The 20,630-nt window shown below is 61.6% G+C and carries 17 protein-coding genes and 2 tRNA genes; 6 read left to right on the forward strand and 13 right to left on the reverse strand.

Going from position 1 to position 20,630, the window contains the following annotated elements; genetic code table 11:
* Positions 1–7: 7 nt before the first annotated feature.
* Positions 8–904: a class I SAM-dependent methyltransferase gene (locus tag KF885_00295; protein ID MBX3047595.1), complete on the reverse strand. Its 897-nt coding sequence runs from the start codon at positions 902–904 to the stop codon at positions 8–10.
* 10 nt (positions 905–914) lie between these two features.
* On the reverse strand, positions 915–1,793 hold the full coding sequence (locus tag KF885_00300; protein ID MBX3047596.1) for a glycosyltransferase family 2 protein: 879 nt from the start codon (positions 1,791–1,793) through the stop codon (positions 915–917).
* Between the two features lie 138 nt (positions 1,794–1,931).
* Here KF885_00300 and KF885_00305 point away from each other — a divergent pair, with 138 nt between their 5' ends.
* Positions 1,932–2,489, forward strand: a complete 558-nt coding sequence (locus KF885_00305) for a DUF4287 domain-containing protein (protein ID MBX3047597.1) — start codon at positions 1,932–1,934, stop codon at positions 2,487–2,489.
* Here the strand turns inward: KF885_00305 and KF885_00310 are convergent.
* The 4 genes from KF885_00310 to KF885_00325 all read right to left on the reverse strand — a co-directional run bounded on the left by KF885_00310 (position 2,486) and on the right by KF885_00325 (position 5,888).
* Positions 2,486–5,149, reverse strand: a complete 2,664-nt coding sequence (locus KF885_00310) for an ABC transporter permease subunit (GenBank protein MBX3047598.1) — start codon at positions 5,147–5,149, stop codon at positions 2,486–2,488. The genes KF885_00305 and KF885_00310 overlap by 4 nt on opposite strands.
* A 79-nt stretch (positions 5,150–5,228) precedes the next feature.
* Positions 5,229–5,300: transfer RNA gene (locus tag KF885_00315), tRNA-Met, on the reverse strand.
* A gap of 36 nt (positions 5,301–5,336) precedes the next feature.
* Entirely contained in the window at positions 5,337–5,720 is a 384-nt protein-coding gene (locus tag KF885_00320; GenBank protein MBX3047599.1) for a septum formation initiator family protein, read from the reverse strand.
* A gap of 84 nt (positions 5,721–5,804) precedes the next feature.
* A tRNA-Leu gene (locus KF885_00325) sits at positions 5,805–5,888 on the reverse strand.
* A 107-nt stretch (positions 5,889–5,995) separates the two neighbouring features.
* Here KF885_00325 and KF885_00330 point away from each other — a divergent pair.
* From KF885_00330 to KF885_00340, 3 genes are all read left to right on the forward strand, one after another.
* On the forward strand, positions 5,996–8,323 hold the full coding sequence (locus KF885_00330) for a HAMP domain-containing histidine kinase (protein ID MBX3047600.1): 2,328 nt from the start codon (positions 5,996–5,998) through the stop codon (positions 8,321–8,323).
* A 72-nt stretch (positions 8,324–8,395) separates the two neighbouring features.
* Positions 8,396–9,430: an LCP family protein gene (locus KF885_00335; GenBank protein MBX3047601.1), complete on the forward strand. Its 1,035-nt coding sequence runs from the start codon at positions 8,396–8,398 to the stop codon at positions 9,428–9,430.
* Positions 9,431–9,795: 365 nt separating this feature from the next.
* Complete coding sequence (locus tag KF885_00340; GenBank protein MBX3047602.1) at positions 9,796–10,704, forward strand: site-specific integrase; 909 nt, start codon at positions 9,796–9,798, stop codon at positions 10,702–10,704.
* 3 nt (positions 10,705–10,707) lie between these two features.
* Here KF885_00340 and KF885_00345 read toward each other — a convergent pair whose 3' ends face one another.
* Both KF885_00345 and tilS read right to left on the reverse strand, forming a co-directional pair.
* Complete coding sequence (locus KF885_00345; GenBank protein ID MBX3047603.1) at positions 10,708–11,493, reverse strand: YaaA family protein; 786 nt, start codon at positions 11,491–11,493, stop codon at positions 10,708–10,710.
* A 9-nt stretch (positions 11,494–11,502) separates the two neighbouring features.
* Positions 11,503–12,912 (reverse strand): tRNA lysidine(34) synthetase TilS, encoded by a 1,410-nt coding sequence (gene tilS, locus KF885_00350; GenBank protein ID MBX3047604.1) that lies wholly within the window; start codon positions 12,910–12,912, stop codon positions 11,503–11,505.
* Between the two features lie 79 nt (positions 12,913–12,991).
* Here tilS and KF885_00355 point away from each other — a divergent pair, with 79 nt between their 5' ends.
* Positions 12,992–14,206: a response regulator gene (locus tag KF885_00355; GenBank protein ID MBX3047605.1), complete on the forward strand. Its 1,215-nt coding sequence runs from the start codon at positions 12,992–12,994 to the stop codon at positions 14,204–14,206.
* Here KF885_00355 and mutL read toward each other — a convergent pair.
* A complete protein-coding gene (gene mutL / locus KF885_00360) occupies positions 14,203–15,927 on the reverse strand; it encodes a DNA mismatch repair endonuclease MutL (protein ID MBX3047606.1) in 1,725 nt (574 codons plus the stop codon). The two genes, KF885_00355 and mutL, sit on opposite strands and share 4 nt — an antisense overlap.
* A gap of 120 nt (positions 15,928–16,047) precedes the next feature.
* Between mutL and KF885_00365 the strand changes: the two genes are divergently transcribed.
* Positions 16,048–16,878: a hypothetical protein gene (locus KF885_00365; protein MBX3047607.1), complete on the forward strand. Its 831-nt coding sequence runs from the start codon at positions 16,048–16,050 to the stop codon at positions 16,876–16,878.
* 51 nt (positions 16,879–16,929) lie between these two features.
* On the opposite strand, the gene KF885_00370 is transcribed toward KF885_00365, so the two are convergent.
* The 4 genes from KF885_00370 to KF885_00385 form a co-directional block, all read right to left on the reverse strand.
* Positions 16,930–17,439, reverse strand: coding sequence for a DinB family protein (locus tag KF885_00370; protein ID MBX3047608.1), 510 nt, complete (start codon positions 17,437–17,439; stop codon positions 16,930–16,932).
* 5 nt (positions 17,440–17,444) lie between these two features.
* Entirely contained in the window at positions 17,445–18,869 is a 1,425-nt protein-coding gene (locus tag KF885_00375; GenBank protein ID MBX3047609.1) for an aspartate ammonia-lyase, read from the reverse strand.
* Positions 18,870–19,500: 631 nt separating this feature from the next.
* Complete coding sequence (locus tag KF885_00380) at positions 19,501–19,926, reverse strand: ferredoxin family protein (protein ID MBX3047610.1); 426 nt, start codon at positions 19,924–19,926, stop codon at positions 19,501–19,503.
* Between the two features lie 45 nt (positions 19,927–19,971).
* On the reverse strand, positions 19,972–20,577 hold the full coding sequence (locus KF885_00385) for a superoxide dismutase (GenBank protein ID MBX3047611.1): 606 nt from the start codon (positions 20,575–20,577) through the stop codon (positions 19,972–19,974).
* Positions 20,578–20,630 lie beyond the last annotated feature (53 nt).

The raw sequence follows: 20,630 nt of genomic DNA on the forward strand, positions 1-20,630 counted from the left end.
ACCTGCCTCAAGGCCGCAATTCTAGCTCAAGCCCTGCTAATTGGGGTTTCCTAATCACCGCGTACTGAACGTCCCCTGTGGGTACGTAAATTGGCAGCTTGCCGAGTGGGCTGTGATGCAAAAAGTCTCGCAGCTTGGCCAGCCAAGCGGATGGCAGCACGCGGTGGGCCTTATACACCAGAAAGCCGACATTCGTCCACTTGCCTCGGCTGAACCAGTCTGTCATTTCCGCCCGCAAAGTCTCTTCGGCCAACCAGCGCATGGATTGCTTGTTGAAGAAGCTTAGGTGCTCCGGCGGGGTCATGAAAGCCCAATAACGGCCCATCGCTCGGGCGATGGGGGCACCAATGTTGGGCGTTGAGAGCAACAGTGACCCGCCTGGTTTTAGGAATTTGAACAGACGCTGATAGGTGGCGACAGGCTGCCAAATATGCTCGATCACGTCCCAACTGCAAATCACATCAAAGCTCTCTGCGGCGAAGTCCTGTTCTTCAAGCAAACCCGCATGAAAATGCGCGTCCAAATGCGGGTAACTCTCCTGCGCGATGCGAATGGCAGCTTCAGCAATATCTGTGCCCACCAACTCTGCACCGGTCTCCGCAGCCGCCAGGGCCACAAAATCACCCACGCCGCAACCAGCATCCAAGACCCGCGCCCCTTCCAAGGGCAAAGTGCGTTTCAGCAAATCCAGCCTGCGCCGGTTCTCCCGCTCCAGAATATCCAGATCCTGGTATTTGTTGTGCGAAAAATACTCCTGATCGTATAGGGCAATATTGTGCTCTTGGGGGGCTTCTGCAACTTGGACAAAGCCACAGCGATGGCAAGCCAACAAGTGAAACCCTTTGGCTACAAAGTGCTCCTTCAAGTCACCGTGCTCGCACAGCCGGCAGGTCAATTGGGTCATGCCAAATTGGTCAATCTAAATTGTCCAGCCGCGCCATGCTGATCTGGTCGGCGAGCAGGCCAAAGAAGAAGGATTGCAAACCAGCCACGATAGACAACAGTCCCAACGTGGGGAAGCCTAACCCCTCGGCAAATGCCCGATACAGGCCATAAACCAGGCCAAGCAAGATCAAGGCAGCGCCAATACCCCCAAAGAAACGCAGTGGTTTGAACAACAAAAAAATTCGCAAAATGATCAGCAAAGTGCGCGAGCCATCCCGCAGTTGTTTCACCTGGCTACGGCCCTGGCGAGCATGCACCACGATCGGCACTTCCGCACCCACATGGTCGCGCTCCAACATCAACAAGGTCGTCACCGTAGACGCGCCAAAGCCTTTGGGCAGGAAATTCAGATACTTCAGGATCACCGAGCGCCGAAAACCCCGTAAACCTGAGTTGAAATCGGCGACAGATGAGCCCACCGCATAGTTAACCGCCCAACGCAAAACGAGCTTGCCGAGCCAGCGAGATGGCTCCTGGTAAGAATCACCGGTACGCACACCAATGCAATAGTCCAGGTCTTGAGCGATTAACGTTTGGGCGACCAGAATCAAGTCTTCAACTCGGTGCTGGTTATCTCCATCAAACCAAATTACATAGGGTCGGGTCGCTAGCCGGATACCTCTTGAGATAGATGCGCCGTATCCCATATTGATCTCTCGACGTGTTATCTGTACTTTAGGATTTCGCGCAGCAACCTCAGCTGTCTTATCTTTCGAGCCATCATCCACAACAATAATTTCAGCGCTCTGCAATGCAGAATGCTGCGTCAGCGCAGCCAGCACAGTCGCCAATCCAATTTCCTCGTTATAAGCAGGGATGATTACGCTAATTTGGCTAAGCTCAGTCATAAACAAAAATTATACATCGGGTCAGTGGTGCATCTTGATCGCTTTATTTTGGTTATATTTTTTGATGGCCAACGGTGAATTTTTTACAATACTCGCTCAAACCTTTGCCCTACAATCACCCATATCTATGGAGGCATCATGGCTACTTCACCTGAAGAACAAATCCAAAGCATGATCAATAATATGCCCGAGAAGACTGGCAAGAGCCTGCAGGAGTGGTTCGCCTTGATTCAATCCAACGGGCTTGAAGCGCACGGCGAGATCATGAAGCTACTCAAGGGTGAACATGGCGTCAGCCACGGCTTTGCCAACACCATCGCCATCCTCTACCGCCAGCAGGCCCAGGGCGGTCCGAGTGCCGACGAGGACCTGGTGGCGGCTTACTTCAGCGGTCCGAAAGCGGCGATGAAGCCGTTATACGAGCAGATCATTCAAGCCAGCCAGAGACTGGGCAGTGATGTGGACGTCTCGCCCAAGAAGACCTACGTCAGCCTGCGGCGCAGCAAACAGTTCGGCCTAGTGCAGGTCAGCGCCAAGGACCGCATTGACCTGGGCTTGATCCTTAAGGGCGTGCCGCCCGCCGGCCGTCTGGAAGCCTGGGGCGGCATGTGCACACATAAAGTGCGCCTGGGCAGCGCCGCAGATTTCGACGCCGAAGTACACAGCTGGCTAAAGCAGGCTTACGAACAGGCTTAATGGCCCAGATTGGACCCGACTTTCGGGTTCAGGATCTTGTCCAAGGCAAAGCCCACCATCGAAAAAGCCATGCCAGTTAGAAAGACCAGGCCCAGCGGCTGCAATACCCAGAAGCGTGACCCATACAACAGCCCGGAGTTCAAGGCCTCATAAATGATGCGGCCCCAGGTGGGATAGATCATGCGGATATTGAACATCCCCAGGGTCGCTTCAAGAAAAACGAACGTCGGGATCAGATAGATCAGCTGCGGGATCAGCAGCGGCATGATCTTCGGGATCATGTACCGAAAGATAATGCGTCCATCCGACGCACCATAAGTGCGCGCCGCCTCGATGTAGCCGGCCTGCTTGAGCTGCAAAAAGGCTGAACGGAACGTCTTCACCGGGCTGCCAAACGAGCTGAACAGCACGATCACAAACAGCACAGACCAGATGCTCAACCCATAGAAAGAATAGAAGAGCACACCAATCGCCAGCACCGGCAAGACCATATTCAAGTCCGAAAGGCGCTGAACAAACCAATCGATCCACCCGCTATACCAAACGGCGGCAGCCCCCAAAAAGAGGGCCACAAATACCGAAAAGATGGCCGCGCCCAGGCCAAACAGCAACGCAAATGGCATGCCCCACACCAGCGGAACCAGCAGATCGCGGCGATAGCCATCGGTGCCGCCTGCGCCATACACTTGTCCCAGCATGACCAGCTGAGCGTTCAGGTCCGCTTCCGGCTCAAATAAGCGCGCCTCGATCTCTAAACGGTAGAGGCCGTTTACTGGGGTCGCGTTGGCGCTCTCCGGATCAGTGAACAAATAATACAAAGCCAACTGTTCCGGCTTCAGGTTGTCCAGGTTTGGGTAAATGGCACTGGCCCGCCGCGCCGCGCTGGGGCCAGTGAAGACCTTGTCGGTGAGCGGCACCTTTAGGTAGCCGGGGTCACCCAGGGCGACCAGATCCAATTCGCGCCCATCGGGCGTGGACCAGGTCCACAAAATAAAGGGGCGCTTACTGGTGTATTGCGACTCAAAATACAGGAAGATTTCCTCCGGCATCTGGCGGTAATTGAAGTCAAACTCGTATACGATCTTGACGATCCGGTTGCCGTCAGCATCCGTGGCCAAAGTTTTGATTACGCCTGGGCCTTCCTCCTGGCTGTCCAGCAAGATATGGGAGAGATACGGTTTACCGCCGCCCAGCCAATTGGCCCAAGTGGGCATGGCCGCCTTGGGACGATAGGTACGACCCGTCACAGAGTTGCTGTACCACTCCAGGCCAATTTTATTAAGCGGCAGGGCCACTGCCGCATAGAGTGAGCCTGCCACCAGGAAAACAATGATCACCAAGCCGGCCAGTGCGGCGGGAAACTCGCGGAACTGCACTACAACCGACCAAACCTGCTTGCTCATGCTGCTTAGCTGGCGGGGTAGATCTCGTCCCCAGTGCCGGAAACCCTGCCAGAGCGCGGCCAACCCCAAAGTGCGCTTGGGTTGGCCCGCCCGTCGCACCTCCACCGGCACTGAAGATTGCCGCGGGCGAGCTAGGCGCAAACGGAGCGGTTCATCCACCCGCACCCGCGGGTCCACCAGGGCGTAGAACACCTCCAGCAAGACAACCGTGACGCCCAGCAGGTAGGCAAACACGGTCACCAGGGCCACCGTGATCACCATATCCCCAGGGAACATCGACTCGCCCCAGAAGTTAGGTAGCGAATCCACATAGAGCAAGCCGATGCCCGGCCACTCGAAGACCACTTCCAGTGCTATCGCCATCTGCCAGAAGCCCACCACGGACAGCATGAAGCTGGTGATAATGAAAGCCAGCGAGGGGCGCAGAATATGCGTTCTTTCCAATACTCTGTTGGGCAAGCCGCGCGCCCTGGCCAGCTCCACATAATCCTCTTGGGCGAAGGAAAGCAAGTAAGAGCGCCAGGTATACACGAACTGGAAGAATAGGTTGATCACAACCGCGCTGACTGGCAACACAAAGTAGCGCAGGTTGGAGGTAAACAATTGCCAGTCGTCGGCCCCAGGCACCACCCGCCCCATGCCGGAGGCAGGTAGCCAGCGCAATTGCACGGCAAAGATCAGCACCAGCAGCAGGCCAATCACCCAACTGGGAAATGTAGACAGCGGGGCCAGGAAGGAGATCACGCGGTCCAGCCTGGAGCCGGGCTGGCGGGACAAGCGCAAGGCCAGTGGCAGGCCGACAAAAAATACGATCAGGTTTGAAAGACCCACCAGAAGCAGCGTATTGGGCAGGGCCTGCTTCACGATCGCGTTGACCGAGGTCGCCTGAGAATTGGTGGGCAGCTGGGCTCGCAGCTGACGGTGAGTGATCTCGCCCCAGTCAAGGGTCAGCGCTCGAACAGCCAAGCGCACCTGGCGTACTAAATAAGGGTCATTAAAGCCCGCTTCGTCCAACAGGTGAGCTTCGATCACCTGCAACTCCACGCGGTCTTGAGAAAATGTCTGTGCGCGGAACTCACGCGTGGCCTGCAGTTCAATCTGCCGGGCTAGGTTGGCCTCGAGCACTCCGTTGGTGTTGGCAACAATCACAGTCAGGCATATGCCAAAAAATACGGTGAGTCCTACCGTCAGGCTGCGTTTGAGCACAAACGCTACAATACGGTAGGCAGGGTGGGCGAGGAATGAATCGAGCTGCATTAAATCACCTAGAGAAAACAGCAATACCTGACGTATGTGCAAAAACAGCCAGCGCATGAAGGCTGGCTGTTTTTTCGAGTAGCGGGGGCAGGACTCGAACCTGCGACCTTCGGGTTATGAGCCCGACGAGCTGCCACTGCTCCACCCCGCGGCAGACAAAGATATTATCACGTCCCCTTGGACTGCGTCAAGGGCCTGGGTAAAAAAGCCAGTTCATCCACGCATCCCAGGGGCTGGAAACAGCCGGAGTGGCCTGGAATTGCACCACCGCCTCCGGAGTTGCGTCCGCCGGCGCGATGGGGATCACCACAAAGTCGCCGTCGCGTGACCAGCGTGCATCCTCGCGGGCCCACTCCTCCACCGCGGCCTGGGAGGTGGCATAAGCGATCTGGTCTTCCAGGCTGGTTTGCGTGGCAGCCAGCTCGGTCAGGCGCGCCTGCTGGTTCTCCAATTGCTCGCTCAGCCGCAGGTACTCTGAAACGCGCTGTGTAAAGGCCAGCAGCACGAACACCAGCAGCATGGCGCCTACCACCAGCGGAAAGCGCTGTACGAACTTGACGATCTTTTCCACGACAGAAGTCTACCTTGCTGCACAAGCAGGTGCAAGCTGCAGGCCAGCTGGAAACAAAAACGGGCGCAAAATGCGCCCGCTGTGTGCCGAAGGTGGGAGTCGAACCCACACGAGCTTTCGCTCACTACGCCCTGAACGTAGCGCGTCTGCCAGTTCCGCCACTTCGGCTGGAGGCGATATTCTAACCGGAATGTGCCGCCTGTCAACATATCCTGGCAAACTGCCTGGCCCGCGCTGCCTGTGCCGCGAAAATACCTGGTCTATAATTTGAAGCGATGGAATTTTCCTGGCCCAGCATCGCCGCCCTCTTGGAAAGCCCCTTAGCCAGCACAGTCTACGTATTGCTGGCGCTTCTGTTGCTCACCGGCAGCAGCCTGTGGCTGCAAAGCCACCGGGAGCAGGTTTTCTCCGCCGGGGCCGGCCGCGCCTTTGGCTGGCTGATGGCCCTGCGCCTGCTGCAGGCCGTCGTGTCCGCAACCGCCTGGTGGGGTGAGCCTACTGCGGCCTGGGCGCTGCCGGCGCTGGAACGCGGCGTGCAGCTGATCAGCCTGGTGGCGCTGGCCTGGTTGTGGGCCAGGCAGCCGCGGTCACGCTGGTTGGCCGTGGGCCTGCTGGCGGCCGTCGCCGTGGCAGGTGGCTTAATGGCCAGCTGGATGAACGCGCCGGAGGGTGCCCGTTTCAATTATTCGGGTCTGGACTACATATGGAGCGCCGCCAGCCTGCTGGCGCTGGCCGTGGCTGCCGCCCTGGTCTGGCGTCAGGAAAAGCGCGCCGGGCTGGGCATTGTCGTGCTGCTCACCTTGGGTCAGGTGCTGCACATGCTTCTCGCCGAGCCATTCGGCAATATGCCTTTCATTACCCAGGCGGCGCACCTGCTCAGCCTCTTGGCGCTCAGCCGCTTGCCTGCCCCGGCAGCAACCCCAGCCCCGCAAGGCCTGGTGCTGGAGCCCTCTCCTGAGATCGAAGAATACATCCCAGAAGGGTTTGAGCTGCCCCCCGTCCCCGAAGAGCCTGCAAGCCTGGCGGCAGCCCCGCTCAACCTGGAAGATCTAGCCAGGCAGGTGGCCGAAGCTTACAAAGCGGACTTATGCGTCTTCGCCCAGACCAATACCGAAGACAGCTACCTGGAGCTGGTCAGCGGCTACAACTTGCTGCGCGACCAGGCCACCCAGCCTGCCGATCTGCCGTTGGTGGAGATGCCGTTGCTGACCGACGCCCTGCTGAACAGCAAGCCCCTCACACTCTCCGTAGACACGGATTCGGAAGAGCTCACCGCGCTCTCCCAGGCCCTGCGCCTGTCCTTCCCTGCCTTTCTCATGGCCCAACCGCTGGCTGGCCTGCTGGACGCCAAGCCATGGACCGCTCTGCTTCTGAACCTGACCAGCGCCTGGCAGCCCGAAGATGAGCGCGCCCTGCAAAGCGACGCCGGTGAACTGGCGGATCGCCTGGCCGAAAGCCTGCAGCACTACGGCCTGCGGGCCGCCAGCCCTGCGGTGGAGCTGCTGCCCGCCCCCGCCAGTGAAGAGGTCGAAACTCTGCTGAGCCAGTTGGAAAACCTCAGCCATGAGAATGAGCGCTACCGCCAGGACGTGCAGCGCTTGCTGACTCATATTGACGAACTGCAAAACGAGGGCGTGCAAGAAGATGCCCAGGCGCTGCACAGCAATGAGCTGGTGGCGGCCCTGCAGCAAGAGAACGAAACCCTGAAACAGTCGCTGGCCGCCAACCGGTCCACCCTCGAAGCGCAAAGCGACGACACGCCCGAAACCCGCCAGGCCCGCGAAGAACTGCGCCTCGCCTTGCAAGAGATCGCTGCACTGCATGAGGAACTGGCCCACGCGCAGCAAACCACCCTGCTGCCAGCCGGGCTGCCCGCGCAGCCGATCAACGCCAAGCAGATGGAGGTCATCGCTTCGATCGCCCAGGAGCTGCGCCAGCCGCTCTCCTCAGTGGTTGGCTACACCGACCTCCTGCTCGGCGAATCGGTGGGCATCCTCGGGGCGTTGCAGCGCAAGTTCCTCGAGCGCGTGCGCCACTCCACCGAGCGCATGAACACACTGATCGACAACCTGATCCACATTGCCGAGCTGGATGAAGGCGGCTACAGCACCCAGCGCAAGCCGGTCGAACTGGGCAGCGTGATCGACGACGCCATCAGTCAGATGCGCCCCCGCCTGCAAGAAAAACAGATCGCCCTGCGCGTGGACCTGCCGGATCAATTGCCCGAGCTCAACACCGACCGGGACGCGCTGCAGCAGATCCTCTACCATTTGCTGCAAAACGCCGATGCCGCCACGCCCAGCGGCGGGGAGATTACCCTGCGCGCCCTGGTGGACAGCCAGGTGGAACTGGGCGACTTTGCCCTGCTCCAAGTCAGCGATAGCGGCGGCGGCATCCCCGAAGAGGAATTGCCGCGCGTCTTCTCACGCGTCTACCGCGCCAGCAACCCGGTCATCCCCGGCGTAGGCGACACCGGCGTGGGCCTGACCATCGCCGAAACGCTGACCCAGGCCCTGGGCGGCCGCATTTGGGTGGAAACCGAAAGCGGCGTGGGCGCCACTTTTAGCATCCTGCTACCCCTCAACCCCCAAGCAAACGCATAATTCCGCAGGGAACCATTTTCCCTGTCGATACGTTATGGTTATTAAGTGGCCCGATTATTGCATCGCACCCCAATGATGAAGACGCGTCTCTTTGCCAGCATTTTGCTCTGTCTGCTTTTGGCCGCCTGCGCCCCAGGCATGAGCCCGCTGGGTCCCCAGGCCACGCCGACCGCCACGCCTTTTCTGCCCAACTTTGCCGGCCAGCCCGCCGGGTCTGAAACCAGCCCCACGCCAGACACGCGTGACCTGATCCCCATCCCTTTTGAAAACTACCCCGCCCCCACTGCCCAGTCGGACATCGCCCTGCCGGATCCGGTGGGCCGCTTCATCCAACCGGAAGGGCAGGTCAATATCCTGTTGCTCGGCTCTGACCAACGGCCCAATGACGGCGGGTTTCGCACTGACGTGATCTTGCTGGCCACCCTGAACCCGGCCGGTGAACTGGTTAACCTCACCTCGTTCCCGCGCGACCTGTATGTCTATGTGCCAGGCTGGAAAATGGACCGCATTAATGCCGCCTTCGTGCGCGGCGGCTTCGAAATGATGGCCGACACGATGGAATACAACTTTGGCGTGCGCCCGGACCATTATGTGCTCGCCACCTTCTGGGGTTTCAGATCCATCGTCGACACTTTGGGCGGCATCACCGTGCAGTCTGCCCGCGGGCTCAGCGACCAGCGTGACGGCCACGGCATCTATTCGGTGCCGGCCGGGTCCGTCTTCATGGACGGCGAGACCGCCCTCTGGTATGTGCGCTCACGCGCCACCAGCAGCGACTTTGACCGTACTCGCCGCGAGCAGGAAGTGCTGCAGGCCATCTTCTACCGCATGATCAGCATTGACGCCATCGCCCGCGCCCCCCAGCTCTACGATCAATACCGCCAGAGCGTCACCACAGATGTCAGCCTCAGCCACATCCTGCCGCTGCTGCCTCTGGCCGCCAAGCTCGGCGCCGGCGGCGGCCACTCCGGCCACTACGCCGTCGGGCCGGAGGATGTCAGCAGCTTCCGCACCTCCACCGGCGCCGCCGTGCTGCTGCCCGACCGCGCCAAAGTACTCAACATCATGCGCCAGTCGCTCAACGTGGCCTCCGCCAGCAGCAATTAGCCTTCAGCATTCCGCACTCCCCATCCTGAGCGCAGCGAAGGATCTTTCTACACACCTCATCCTGAACGGCGTAGGCGTTATGAAGGAACCCCACTGTGCCAATGGCTCCTTCAAGCCCGGCTCGCAAAAAGCTCTGCAACCCTCCCAGCCAACCAGCCTCATTCTGCAAGACGCTTGACATCCTGCCCACCTTCTCGCGTACTTGCACTCTCGCGTGCGATAATCCGCCTAGCCAACCACTCACCGCCAAAAAGATATATTAATCGGCCCAAAACCCCCGCCCCCCAGCGCGTTAATATATCTTTTTGACAACCGGCCCGCAAAAGCATTTGACAATCGCAACCACCCCCTCTACACTCGCAAGCATGACTATACGCAACGCCGAATCGCTCACCGCCCGCAGCCCGCTGCCGCCAGCCATCGCTGCCTGGGCGCTCTACCTGCAAGACCAGGGCTCCTCCACCCACACAGTCAAGGCCTTCACCGCAGATGTGCGCCTGCTGGCCACCTGGCTGCCGGCAGACCAGAGCCTGGGCGGCATCAGCACCAAGGATTTGGACAACTTCCTGGAATGGATGCAAACCGAGCGCGGCGTGCCCTGCAGCCCCAAGACCTTTGCCCGCCGCATCACCTCCCTCAAAGCCTTCTTTCGTTGGCTGCAGGCCGCCGGCGTGACCCAGGCGGACCCGGCCGAAGCCGTGGTGCAGAAATCTGTGCTCAGCCCGCTGCCGGGCGTGCTGACCGAGGAGCAGCAGGCCCAGGTGCTCAAGGCCGCCGGACGTCTGCGCCGCGGCCGCAAGCCGGACGCGCGCAGCTATGTGCTGCTCTCGCTCTTGCTCAGCACCGGCATCAAGAAGGGCGAAACCCTGGCGCTGACCACCAATCACATTGACCTGGAAGCCGCCAACGGCCCGCTGGTCTTCGTGCGCTACGCCAATCCCAACGACCGCTACAAAGAACGCAAGATCGCCCTGCCCGCCGATTGGGTCGAAGCCTATCAGGAATACCGCGGCCAATACGACCTCAGCGAGCGTCTGTTTCCCTGGTCGCCGCGCCGCCTGGAATATTTGCTGCAAGACCTGGGTGAATCTGCCGGGTTGGACGCGCAGCTGTCCTTCCTGATGTGCCGTTGGACCTGCGCGCTGAATGACCTGCGCGCCGGCATGGAAGAGAACAAAATTCGCCAAAAATTGGGTGTGTCTGAGATCCAATGGCGCGAACTGGGCATGAAACTGCACCAGCTGCGCGGACATGAGCAGCTCAGCTTGCTCTAACGCCTAGTCTTTGTCCTGCATGCGGATGCTCAGCCCGATGCCGCCAAATTCCTCGCAGACAAATACAGGTTCCGCCGGGGTGCTCAACTCCGGTCGGAAGCGGTAGCCGATCTCGGCAAAGTCTTGCAAACTCTGGGCGTCCGCCACCTGGTGGGTGATCAGCCAGCGGGCAAAGGCGCCCCGTGCAACTTTGGCATGCACCACCACAAAGCCGGGCTGGCCGGTCTTGGGGCTTACCGTCAGGAACTTGGGGGCTACCACGCGTTCCATATCGACATATTTGCCGACCGCATCAAAGTATTCGGCGGCCGCCAGGTTCACCAACAGGCCAGCGGCGGGCAGCAAAGCGGCGATGCGCTCACCCCAATAGGCATACAGGGTCTTGACGGCCAAGCCGGGTAACTTGTAGCCCATCTCCAGACGGTAGGGAGTGATGCCGTCCAGCGGCCGCAAGGCGCCATACAGGCCGGAGAGAATGTGCAAGTGCTCGTCCGCATAGGCCCGCTCCCGGGCATCCAGCGTCGGGGCTTGCATGCCGCTGTAAATATCGCCAATAAAGGCGTCGATCGCCGCCGTCTGTGCGCCGGGGTCGGCATGCCAGTCAGCGATCAGCGCCTGGGTCTTCTCCGCCAGCGCCGGCGACAATTTCATCATCGCCGCCAGCTGCTGGGCGGGCATGCCTTTCAGGTAGCGGTCCAGCTCCTGCGCCTGGGCGATCAATTGGGGCTTGCGCAAGCCGGCCTGCGGATCCGTCCGCATGGCCTTGGAGGAATGGATCACAATATGCATGGGCGACCTTTATGGCATGGAATGCGTGAGCTGCAAGTGTAGCACCCGCTGGCTGGCGGCCTGCAAGCGCACCGGGTGCGCAGGGCGGTAGCCGGCCACCCACACGATCGCTTCGCCGCTGCAAACCAGCGGCCAGGCCGCCCGCGCCCGCTGGGGCAGCTTGGCGTTGATGAAGAAATCCGAAAGCCTTTGATGGCCACCCTTCAGCCCCAACGGCTGAAAACGGTCGCCGGGCTGCGGGCGGCGCACAGTCAGCGGACCAGGCAAAGTATCCGCATCCAGCCAGGCTTGCAAGCCGTCAGCAGCGGCCCAGCCCGCCGGGGCGGCGGCCCAGCCCGCCTGCAGGCGCCAGCCAGCCGGCAGGTCCAGCGCCGCGGGCACCGGCAGTGGCTGCGGTTGTGCCTCAGCTTGCGGCCACTCCAGGGGCAGGTCGGCTTCGGGAGCCGCCAGCCAAAGCGCATCGCCTTCCAGCCAAAGCTGCAAGGCGCCTGGCCAGTCCAGCCGGCCGACCGAGCTGGGACCAGTGGCCAGCTCCAGGCTGGCCTGCACCGTCTCAAAGCTCAGCTCGCCCGGCGCGCCCAGTTCGCTCCAGGCGCGGCGCAGCAGGCTACGCTGCAATGCCAGCGGCTCGCCGCGCAAAGCGGCGCGGCTCAGGCGCAGGTACTCTGCGCCACGCGCCGCCAGGCTGCGCTGCCAGGCCGCCTGGCTCAGCGCATCCAGCACGGCCTGCTCGGCGGCCAGCAGGTCAGCAGTCTGGGTCAGACGCCGCGCGGCCCCAGGGGCAGCCGCCTCCAGGGGAGGCAACAGTTCATGGCGCACGCGGTTGCGGAAGAAGCGCGTGTCCGCATTCGATTCGTCTTCTATGGGGGTCAGATCATGAGCCAGGCAATAGGCTTCCAGCTCGGCACGCGTCACGCCCAGCAAAGGACGCAGCAAGGGGATCGTTTCGCTCCAGGGGTTGGGCAGCCAGCGGGGCTGCATGCTGCGCAGGCCCGCCGGCCCGGCCCCGCGCAGCAAGTGCATCAGCACGGTTTCGGCCTGGTCGTCGGCCTGGTGGGCGCTCAGCACAGCCGCCGCGCCTTCAGCGGCGGCTGCCTCAAACAAAAAAGCATAGCGCCGTTTTCGGGCCGCTTCTTCGATGGAGAGCTTGTGCTCTGCAGCGTATGCGCCCACATCCTCCCGGCGGGTGATGAAGCCGGCGCCCAGGCTGCGGGCCAGCTCCCCGGCCTGGCGGGCTTGCTGCGCCGAACTGGGGCGCAGGCCGTGGTCCAGGTGGGCAGCCAGCACAGCCTGGTTTGCCGCCCGCAGGGCGTGCAGCAGGGCCAGGCTGTCCACCCCGCCCGAAAAGCCCAAAAGCAGCCGGTCGGCGGGGCCAACGCCCTGGTCTGTGAGGCTTTGCAGAACCTGTGGCAGCAGCATGGCTCAAATTATAGCTGTGGGCAGAATCTCGCGGCCGCCTGTATACTTAGGCAGGTTAAAATACGCACAACAAAAATCTATGAGTTCTGAACAAGCGGTTTACAAGATCCTGGTCGTGGACGATGACTTGGATACCCTGCGTTTGGTGGGCACTACCCTGGAAAAACAGGGCTACCAGATCATTCCCGCCAAAGACGGCGTGGAAGCCTTGGAACGCGCCGCAATCGACGCCCCAGACCTGATCCTGCTGGATGTGATGATGCCTGGCATCAACGGCTATGAGGTCACCCGCCGCTTACGCCAGGAACCGCGCACAGCAAAGACCCCCATCATTTTATTTACCGCCAAAGCCCAGGTAGACGACAAGGTCGCCGGCCTGGAAGCCGGCGCCAACGAATATCTGACCAAGCCCACCCACCCGGCCGAGCTGGTGGCCCGCGTGCGCAGCCTGCTCAAGCAGAGCACGGGCGGCGCGCCAAGCCCTGCGGCTGCGCCTGCGCCACTGCAAAGCAGCCTGCCGCCGGCTCACTTCGACAGCGGCCGCGGCCAAATGTATGGCGTGATTGCGGCCAAGGGCGGCCAGGGCGTCTCCAGCCTCAGCATCAACCTCGGGGCCACCTTGCACCAGCAATACAGCGAGCAGGGCGTCATCGTGGCGGAAATGCGCCCGGGCCATGGCGACATCAGTGCCTGGCTGGGCTACACCAACGCCCAGGGCATGAACGACCTGCTGCGCATAGAGCCTTCAATGATCACCGCCAGCCGGGTTGAACAAGCCCTGGTGGCCTACAAATCCGGCCTCAAACTGCTGCTGGCTTCCAACCGCCCCAGCGACGCCAGCCTGATCAACGCCCATGCCCAACTGGAGGCGGTGGTCAGCCAACTGCCCAAGCTGGCCGCCCACACCGTGTTGGACCTGGGCGTGGGCATGCCCCTCGGCATTCAGCGCGCCGTGCAGCTCTGCGACCGGGTCCTGCTGGTGGTGGAGCCGGATGTGCACACTATGCCGCAGACCAAAGCGCTGCTGCAAGATCTGCTGGACCTGGGCATCTCCAAATCGCGCATCTTGGGCGTTTTGATGAGCCGGGTGCGCACCGAAATGATGATGAACGCCAACGAGGCGCAAAAAGAACTGGGGATCGAGCTGGAAGCGGTGTTCACCCCCGCCCCGGAACTGGCTTACCAGGCCGCCCGCACTCACCAGCCGATGGTCAGCCTGGAGGGCGCCAGCTTCACCAGCCAGCAAGCCGACAAGCTGGCCAAGCTGCTCACTCAGGGCGTGCCGCGCAACTAGCGCGCGCCGCGCCGCCCAAACTGGCGCTCGAGCATGTCGATCGCCAGGTGGATCATCGTCGGGCGCCCGTGGGGACAGGTGCGCGGCGCCTGACAGGCCTCCAAGTCCAACAACAATTGCCGCTGCTCCTCGGGGGAGAGTGACTGCCCGGCCTTGACGGCGGCGCGCTTGCAAATCCGCGCGATCAAGCGAGCTTCGATCTCTTTTTCCAGTGGGGTTTCATCTTCCTCGAAGTCCTCGACCACAGCACGCAAGGCGGCTTCAGGGTCACTGCCCAGCAGCAGGGCCGGAATAGCCCGAACCCGGTAGGTTTGCGGGCCGAAAGGCTCGATCTCAAAGCCCAGGCCGGAGAGCACATCCAACTGCGGATCCAGCAGCTGTGCCTGGGCCGGGCTCAGCTGCACTGTGGCCGGCTCCAGCAAAGCCTGCGAGGCGATCTGCGTCCTCTGCGCCTGGAAGCGCTCGAAGAGCACGCGCTCATGGGCGGCGTGCTGGTCCACCAGGTAGAGGCCATCTGGCCCTTCGGCCACCAGGTAAGCGGCGCCTACCTGGCCCACCAGGCGCAGCAAGGGCACGCCGCTGCCCGGCAGGGCCGGCTGCGCCTGCGGGGGAGCTTGGCCGTCTTCGGGGGCGGCCAAGCCCAACGAGACCGGCTCTTCCATCAGTGGTTCTGGCTGGGCCGGCAGCGGCCGCCAGGCCAAGCCAGCCTGCACCGGTTCCAGGGTGGGCAGCGGCGAGTAAGCCAGCAACGCGCGGCGCACGGCGCGCTGTAAGGCGCTGAAGACCGCATCGCGGTCGGCAAAGCGCACTTCGGCCTTGGTGGGGTGTACATTCACATCCACCATCTCCGGCGGCAATTGAAGGAAGAGCACCACCAGCGGGAAGCGCCCCACCATCAGCATGCCGCGATAGGCTTGCAGGACGGCGCTGGAGAGCGCCGGATCATGCACCCAACGGCCATTGACGAAGAAGGTCATCTCCGAGCGGTTGGAACGAGTGACATCCAAGGGACTGATGAAGCCTTCGATATGAATGGCGCCCTGGGGCGCATCCACTTGCAGCATGCGGCGGGCCAGCTGGGCATCGTAGAGCACGGCCAGCACCTCGCGCCGGTCGCCGTTGCCGCTGGTGTGCAGGGTGGGACGACCTTCCAACTCCAGAGAGAAACGCACCTGGGGATAGGCCAATGCATAGCAAGCCACCAGGGTGCTGATGTGGCGCCGCTCAGTGGGCTCGCTTTTGAGGAACTTGCGCCGGGCAGGCGTGTTGAAGAACAGATCCGCCAGCTGCACCACCGTGCCGGGCGCGGCAGGCATGGCCTGTAGTTGGCCCAGGCGGCCCCCGTCGGCTTGCACTTGTGCGCCGCCGGCGCTGTCGCCGGGGCGGGAGATCAGCGTCAGCCGGCCGACCGAACCCAGGGCGGCCAGCGCTTCGCCGCGAAAGCCCAAGGTACGGATGGCGGCCAAATCTTCCACGCGGCTGAGTTTGCTGGTGGCGTGGCGCTGCAAGGCCAGCGGCAATTCATCCGCCGGGATGCCGCGGCCATCATCGCTGACTTCGATCAGCTCCTGGCCGGCGCCCAGAACCCGGATGCTGATCTGGCTGGCGCCCGCGTCCAGGGCGTTTTCCAGCAGTTCTTTGACGACCGAAGCCGGCCGCTCCACCACCTCGCCGGCAGCGATCTGGGAAGCCAACTCATCAGGCAGCACTTGGATGGGCATGCTGGAAAGCGTAAAGCGGATAGAGAGCAACGTCAAGGGCAAACTCGATTGCAGCTTGTTTCAGTACGTGATACTCTGTGGCGCTGTTCGTTTTATCCCTACAAGGAGAACCTGAAGACGATGAAAATGCTGAGATCGCGTAAAGCTGTTTGGAGCGCCCTGCTGGCGCTGATGTTGCTGTTGGCCGCCTGTGGTGGCAGCCCGGCCCCCGCTGAGGAAGCCGTGGCGCCTGAAGCAGGCGAAGCCACCAGCCAGCCGCTTGAACCGGCGGAACCTGAAGTAATCGGTGGCGGCCAGTGCGCCAATGAGTACTACCCCGTAGCGGAAGGGGCCACCTGGACCTATGCCGGCACTGGCAGCACCGGGGATTACACCTGGACGGCCAGCATGAGCGGCGTGAGCGACAACGGCTTCACCCTCACCAACACCTTTAACGTGGACGGCGACACCGTGGTTGCCACCCAGCAGTGGAGCTGCACCAATGAAGGTGTAGCTGCCCTGCAGTTTGGCGGCGGCCCGGAAGCCTCGGTGATGGCCACCGGAGTGGATGCCACTTTCGAAACCACCGGTTCCAGCGGCTATAGCTTCCCGAACACGATCCACATCGGTGATACCTGGCAGCAGAGCTACAACATCCAAGGTGTGATGAACATGGCCGATGGGCTGAGCGCCAATACCACCGGTCTGGTCACGCATATCTACACCGCCCAGGCGGAAGAGACGGTCACGGTGCCCGCCGGCGAGTTCCAGACCATCCGGATTCTGGTGGAGACCAACCTGCAACTGCAAGTTGAACTGATGGGCGTCACTCTGCCCTTCAGCATCGACTCGCAAACCACATCCTGGCTGGCTCGCAACGTGGGCTGGGTGCGCAGTGACAGCGGCCTGGCCATCGAAGGCGGCGAGGCGATGAACTCGGTCGTCGAGATGCAGAGCTACCATATCCCCTAGCTGTCTGTGTTCCTAAACATAAAGGCCCGCCGATTGGCGGGCCTTTTATGTTCAAGAATTGGGTGACCAGGGCGGAGCCGTATTGGCTTTGCCCTGATTCCACAATTGGTAGGTCAATTGCATATGGCCGACATGCAAGCTGTAATGGGCGATGACATGCTGCAGGATCCAGCGCACCGGGTGGACATGCCCGTCATAGGTCAGGCTGGATGCGAGCCGCTCTGCATCCAAAGCGGACAGCACTTGGTGGCTCTGGGCAGCCACAGCGGCCAGCCTCTCCAGGATCTCATCGGCTGAACCGGCGACGAAGGCGAACTCCGCCTCACGCCGGCGGGTGTGCGGCAGGCCGCCGATCAGCTCCCCAATCCAAAAGTGCTCCGAGCCGGCGGTGTGCATGCCCAGCACGGCCAGGGAATTGACCCCATCGGCACCCTCCGGCAGTTCGGGCCGCCAATTGAGGCCTGCCAGCGGCGTGCTGTGGATGATGCCGCCCACCTGGCCGCGTATACGCTCCAGCGTTTGCAAGGTCTGCTGGACTTCGGGGAGCATCTCTCCAGTCATGCCGCCTACTTGACGATGCCGCCGTCGGTCAGCTTGCGCAGGTCACTCAGCGCGGCCTGGATCTCGGCGCCGGTTACGGGGCGGTCCTGGCTGACGTGCTTCAGCGCGCCGGCCTCGGCCTGCTCCACGGCGACTTCGCCCACGGTGCGGTCTTCTTTCAAGGCCTGCTTGACCAGCGCGGCGCCGGCCTGGTAGCCGATGACCGGGTTGAGGGCGGTGACGATGATGGCATTGCGTGAGAGCCAGCCCTCGGCCTTTTCGCGGTTGGCAGTCAGGCCGACCACACATTTGTCGGTAAAGGCGCGCACCGAGCCGATGATGACCTGCATCTCCTCAAAGAGATTGTGGGCGATGATCGGCATCATCACGTTGAGCTCCAACTGGCCGGCGGCGGCGGCCAGGGCCACCGTGGTGTCGCAGCCCATCACATGGTACATGGCCATGTTGAGCATTTCAGCCATGACCGGGTTGACCTTGCCCGGCATGATGCTGGAACCAGGCTGCAGGGCCGGCAGGCGGATCTCATCCAGGCCCGTGGAGGGGCCGGAGGAAAGCAAACGGAAGTCATTGGCGATGCGGGTGAGGGTCACCGCCAGGGTGCGCAGGCTGGCGGAGAAATCGGCCGCATCGGCCAGGGATTGCATGCTTTCGAACAGGTCGTCCGAGGTGTGCAGTTCAAGGCCGGTGATCTCGGAAAGCTGCTTGACCATGCCGGCATGATAGTCAGGGTGGGCGTTGAGCCCGGAGCCGGTGGCGGTGCCGCCGATGCCCAGGCGGCGCAGCCCTTCGGCGCTGCGCCGGATGCGGGCGGCATCGCGTTCCACGGCCTTGGCATACCCGCCAAATTCCTGGCCCAGGCGCACCGGTACCGCATCCTGCAGGTGGGTGCGGCCGGATTTGACGATATCGTCGAATTCCTTGGCCTTGGCATTCAGGGCGGCGGTCAAGCCATCCACCACGCCCAGCAATTCCTCCAGACGCCAGAGGGCGCCCAGGCGGATGGCGGTGGGGATGGTGTCATTGGTCGACTGGGCCATATTGACATGGTCGTTGGGGTTGACCAACTTCTCGCCCAGGATCTGGTTGGCGCGAGCGGAGAGCACCTCATTGACGTTCATATTGTGGCTGGTGCCGGCGCCGGCCTGGAAAGGATCGACGACGAACTGGTCGCGCCACTGGCCGTCCATCACTTCGGCGGCCGCGGTGGCGATGGCCTGGGCCTTGTCTTTGTCCAGCAGGCCCAGGTCGGCATTGACCTCAGCCGCGGCGCGCTTGATGGCGGCCATGGACCAAACGAAGGCCGGCCAGGGCTTGAGACCGGAGATGGGGAAATTGTCTACGGCGCGCTGGGTTTGCGCGGCGTAGAGCGCATTGGCGGGGACTTGGACCTCGCCGAGTGAGTCTTTTTCAATGCGGAAGTCTGTGCTCATGGGTTCCTTTTCCGAATGAGTTGGTTCTGCTCTCTATTTTAATGCATCTGCTGGCGGGCAACTACAGGCGCAGTTGCGACTGTGCCGGTCTAGGTGATTTGTTAAGGTGGGCAGGACAAAAGATATATTAATCGTGCGGGGGGCAAGGGGTTTAATCAAACTTTGGGTTGTGCACCCGGCAACCTGGCCCAAGACAAGCCGATTAAAGCATAGGCTTGGCGGCTGAGGTGAGTTTGGTGGAGCGTGTCAAGGAGGTGGGTTCGCCTCCTGGTAAGGGTCGTGCACTGGGATGGCTGCATAAAACCAGATTGCTTCGTCCGTCAGGCAGCGGCAGGTCTGCCGCTGCCTGTACTCCTCGCAATGACGGAGGGTATGGATCTGGGTCTTCAGGGGTGACACGGGCTGGATGGCTGGAGAGATTTGTTGTCAGGGGACAGCGGCAAGCCCCCTGCCTGTACTCCTCGCAATGACGGAGGGTATGGATCCGGGTCTTCAGGGGTGACACGGGCTGGATGGCTGGAGAGATTTTGTTGTCAGGGGACAGCGGCACCCCCCTGCCTGTACTCCTCGCAATGACGGAGGGCTATAAAAAAAGAGCCCGCCAAATGGCGGGCTCTTTGCTGTGCAACGTTTACTTGGCGTGCTGCTGCCAACCGTCCCAGTAACCCGGGCCGTTTTCGAAGTAGTCGTAGTTCGACTGAACATCATCACGCAGGTTGACGGTCTCGCCAGCTGCCAGGGTCTTGGTGCTCGCGATCTCCACCGCATGGCCGTGGTGATTGCTGCCAGAGAACACCTGGTCGAAGCCAGGGGTGCCAACCGGCTTGGCCTGGCTCTCGCCACCTTTGGCGGAGTAGGCATCAGGCACTTCATCCTCGGTGAAAATGGCCTCGTAAGGACATTCCGGGATGCAGGCGCCGCAGTCAATGCAGGTGGCCGGGTCGATGTAGTAGAGCGGATACTTGTCCTGAGGCATGCCGGGAACGATACATTCCACAGGGCACACTTCAACGCAACCGCCATCGCGTAGACACAAGCTTGTGATGATGTGAGTCATGGATTACTCCTTCGTTGAGCTTGATTTTACTCTTACCAGCCTGTTTTAGCCAGCGAAGCGCTTGGCTACCTCAGCCCAGTTGACCACGTTCCACCAAGCAGTGATGTAATCGGGGCGGCGATTCTGATAGTTGAGGTAATAGGCGTGTTCCCACACGTCGACGCCCAGGATGGGGGTGTGGCCGCTCGAGAGCGGCGTGTCCTGGTTGGGCGTGGAGACCACGTCCAAGCCACCATCGGACTTCTTCACCAGCCAGGCCCAACCGCTGCCAAACTGGCCGACGCCGGCCTTGGCGAGCTTGTCCTGGAAGCTGGCAAAATCACCAAAGGCTTTGTTGATGGCCTCGGCCAGGTCGCCTTCCGGCTCCCCACCGCCGTTGGGGGACATAATCTCCCAGAACAGGGTGTGGTTGTAGTGGCCGCCGCCGTTGTTGCGCACGGCGGTGCGAATGTCTTCGGGAATGCTGTTGAGATCCTTGAGCAAGTCCTCGATGGACTTATCGGCCAGGTCGGGATGCTTCTCGATGGCCGCGTTGAGGTTGTTCACATACGCCTGGTGGTGCTTGCCATGATGGATTTCCATGGTGCGCGCATCAATGTGCGGTTCCAGCGCAGCGGGTTCATAGGGAAGGTTGGGAAGCGAAAATGCCATAGCTGCAGCTCCTTGGTTGGTTGTGGTTAAGCTGAAAACGGGCAGGAAACTCC

This window comes from Anaerolineales bacterium (assembly GCA_019637805.1).
Classification (GTDB): Bacteria; Chloroflexota; Anaerolineae; order Anaerolineales; family UBA11579; genus JAMCZK01.

What these genes read in the sequence shown, in the direction of transcription:
- KF885_00295 (MBX3047595.1), bottom strand. Translation starts at nt 904, where the DNA reads ATGACCCAATTGACCTGCCGGCTGTGCGAGCACGGTGACTTGAAGGAG.
- KF885_00300 (MBX3047596.1), bottom strand. Translation starts at nt 1,793, where the DNA reads ATGACTGAGCTTAGCCAAATTAGCGTAATCATCCCTGCTTATAACGAG.
- KF885_00305 (MBX3047597.1), top strand. Translation starts at nt 1,932, where the DNA reads ATGGCTACTTCACCTGAAGAACAAATCCAAAGCATGATCAATAATATG.
- KF885_00310 (MBX3047598.1), bottom strand. Translation starts at nt 5,149, where the DNA reads ATGCAGCTCGATTCATTCCTCGCCCACCCTGCCTACCGTATTGTAGCG.
- KF885_00330 (MBX3047600.1), top strand. Translation starts at nt 5,996, where the DNA reads ATGGAATTTTCCTGGCCCAGCATCGCCGCCCTCTTGGAAAGCCCCTTA.
- KF885_00335 (MBX3047601.1), top strand. Translation starts at nt 8,396, where the DNA reads ATGATGAAGACGCGTCTCTTTGCCAGCATTTTGCTCTGTCTGCTTTTG.
- KF885_00340 (MBX3047602.1), top strand. Translation starts at nt 9,796, where the DNA reads ATGACTATACGCAACGCCGAATCGCTCACCGCCCGCAGCCCGCTGCCG.
- KF885_00345 (MBX3047603.1), bottom strand. Translation starts at nt 11,493, where the DNA reads ATGCATATTGTGATCCATTCCTCCAAGGCCATGCGGACGGATCCGCAG.
- tilS (MBX3047604.1), bottom strand. Translation starts at nt 12,912, where the DNA reads ATGCTGCTGCCACAGGTTCTGCAAAGCCTCACAGACCAGGGCGTTGGC.
- KF885_00355 (MBX3047605.1), top strand. Translation starts at nt 12,992, where the DNA reads ATGAGTTCTGAACAAGCGGTTTACAAGATCCTGGTCGTGGACGATGAC.
- mutL (MBX3047606.1), bottom strand. Translation starts at nt 15,927, where the DNA reads ATGCCCATCCAAGTGCTGCCTGATGAGTTGGCTTCCCAGATCGCTGCC.
- KF885_00365 (MBX3047607.1), top strand. Translation starts at nt 16,048, where the DNA reads ATGAAAATGCTGAGATCGCGTAAAGCTGTTTGGAGCGCCCTGCTGGCG.
- KF885_00370 (MBX3047608.1), bottom strand. Translation starts at nt 17,439, where the DNA reads ATGACTGGAGAGATGCTCCCCGAAGTCCAGCAGACCTTGCAAACGCTG.
- KF885_00375 (MBX3047609.1), bottom strand. Translation starts at nt 18,869, where the DNA reads ATGAGCACAGACTTCCGCATTGAAAAAGACTCACTCGGCGAGGTCCAA.
- KF885_00380 (MBX3047610.1), bottom strand. Translation starts at nt 19,926, where the DNA reads ATGACTCACATCATCACAAGCTTGTGTCTACGCGATGGCGGTTGCGTT.
- KF885_00385 (MBX3047611.1), bottom strand. Translation starts at nt 20,577, where the DNA reads ATGGCATTTTCGCTTCCCAACCTTCCCTATGAACCCGCTGCGCTGGAA.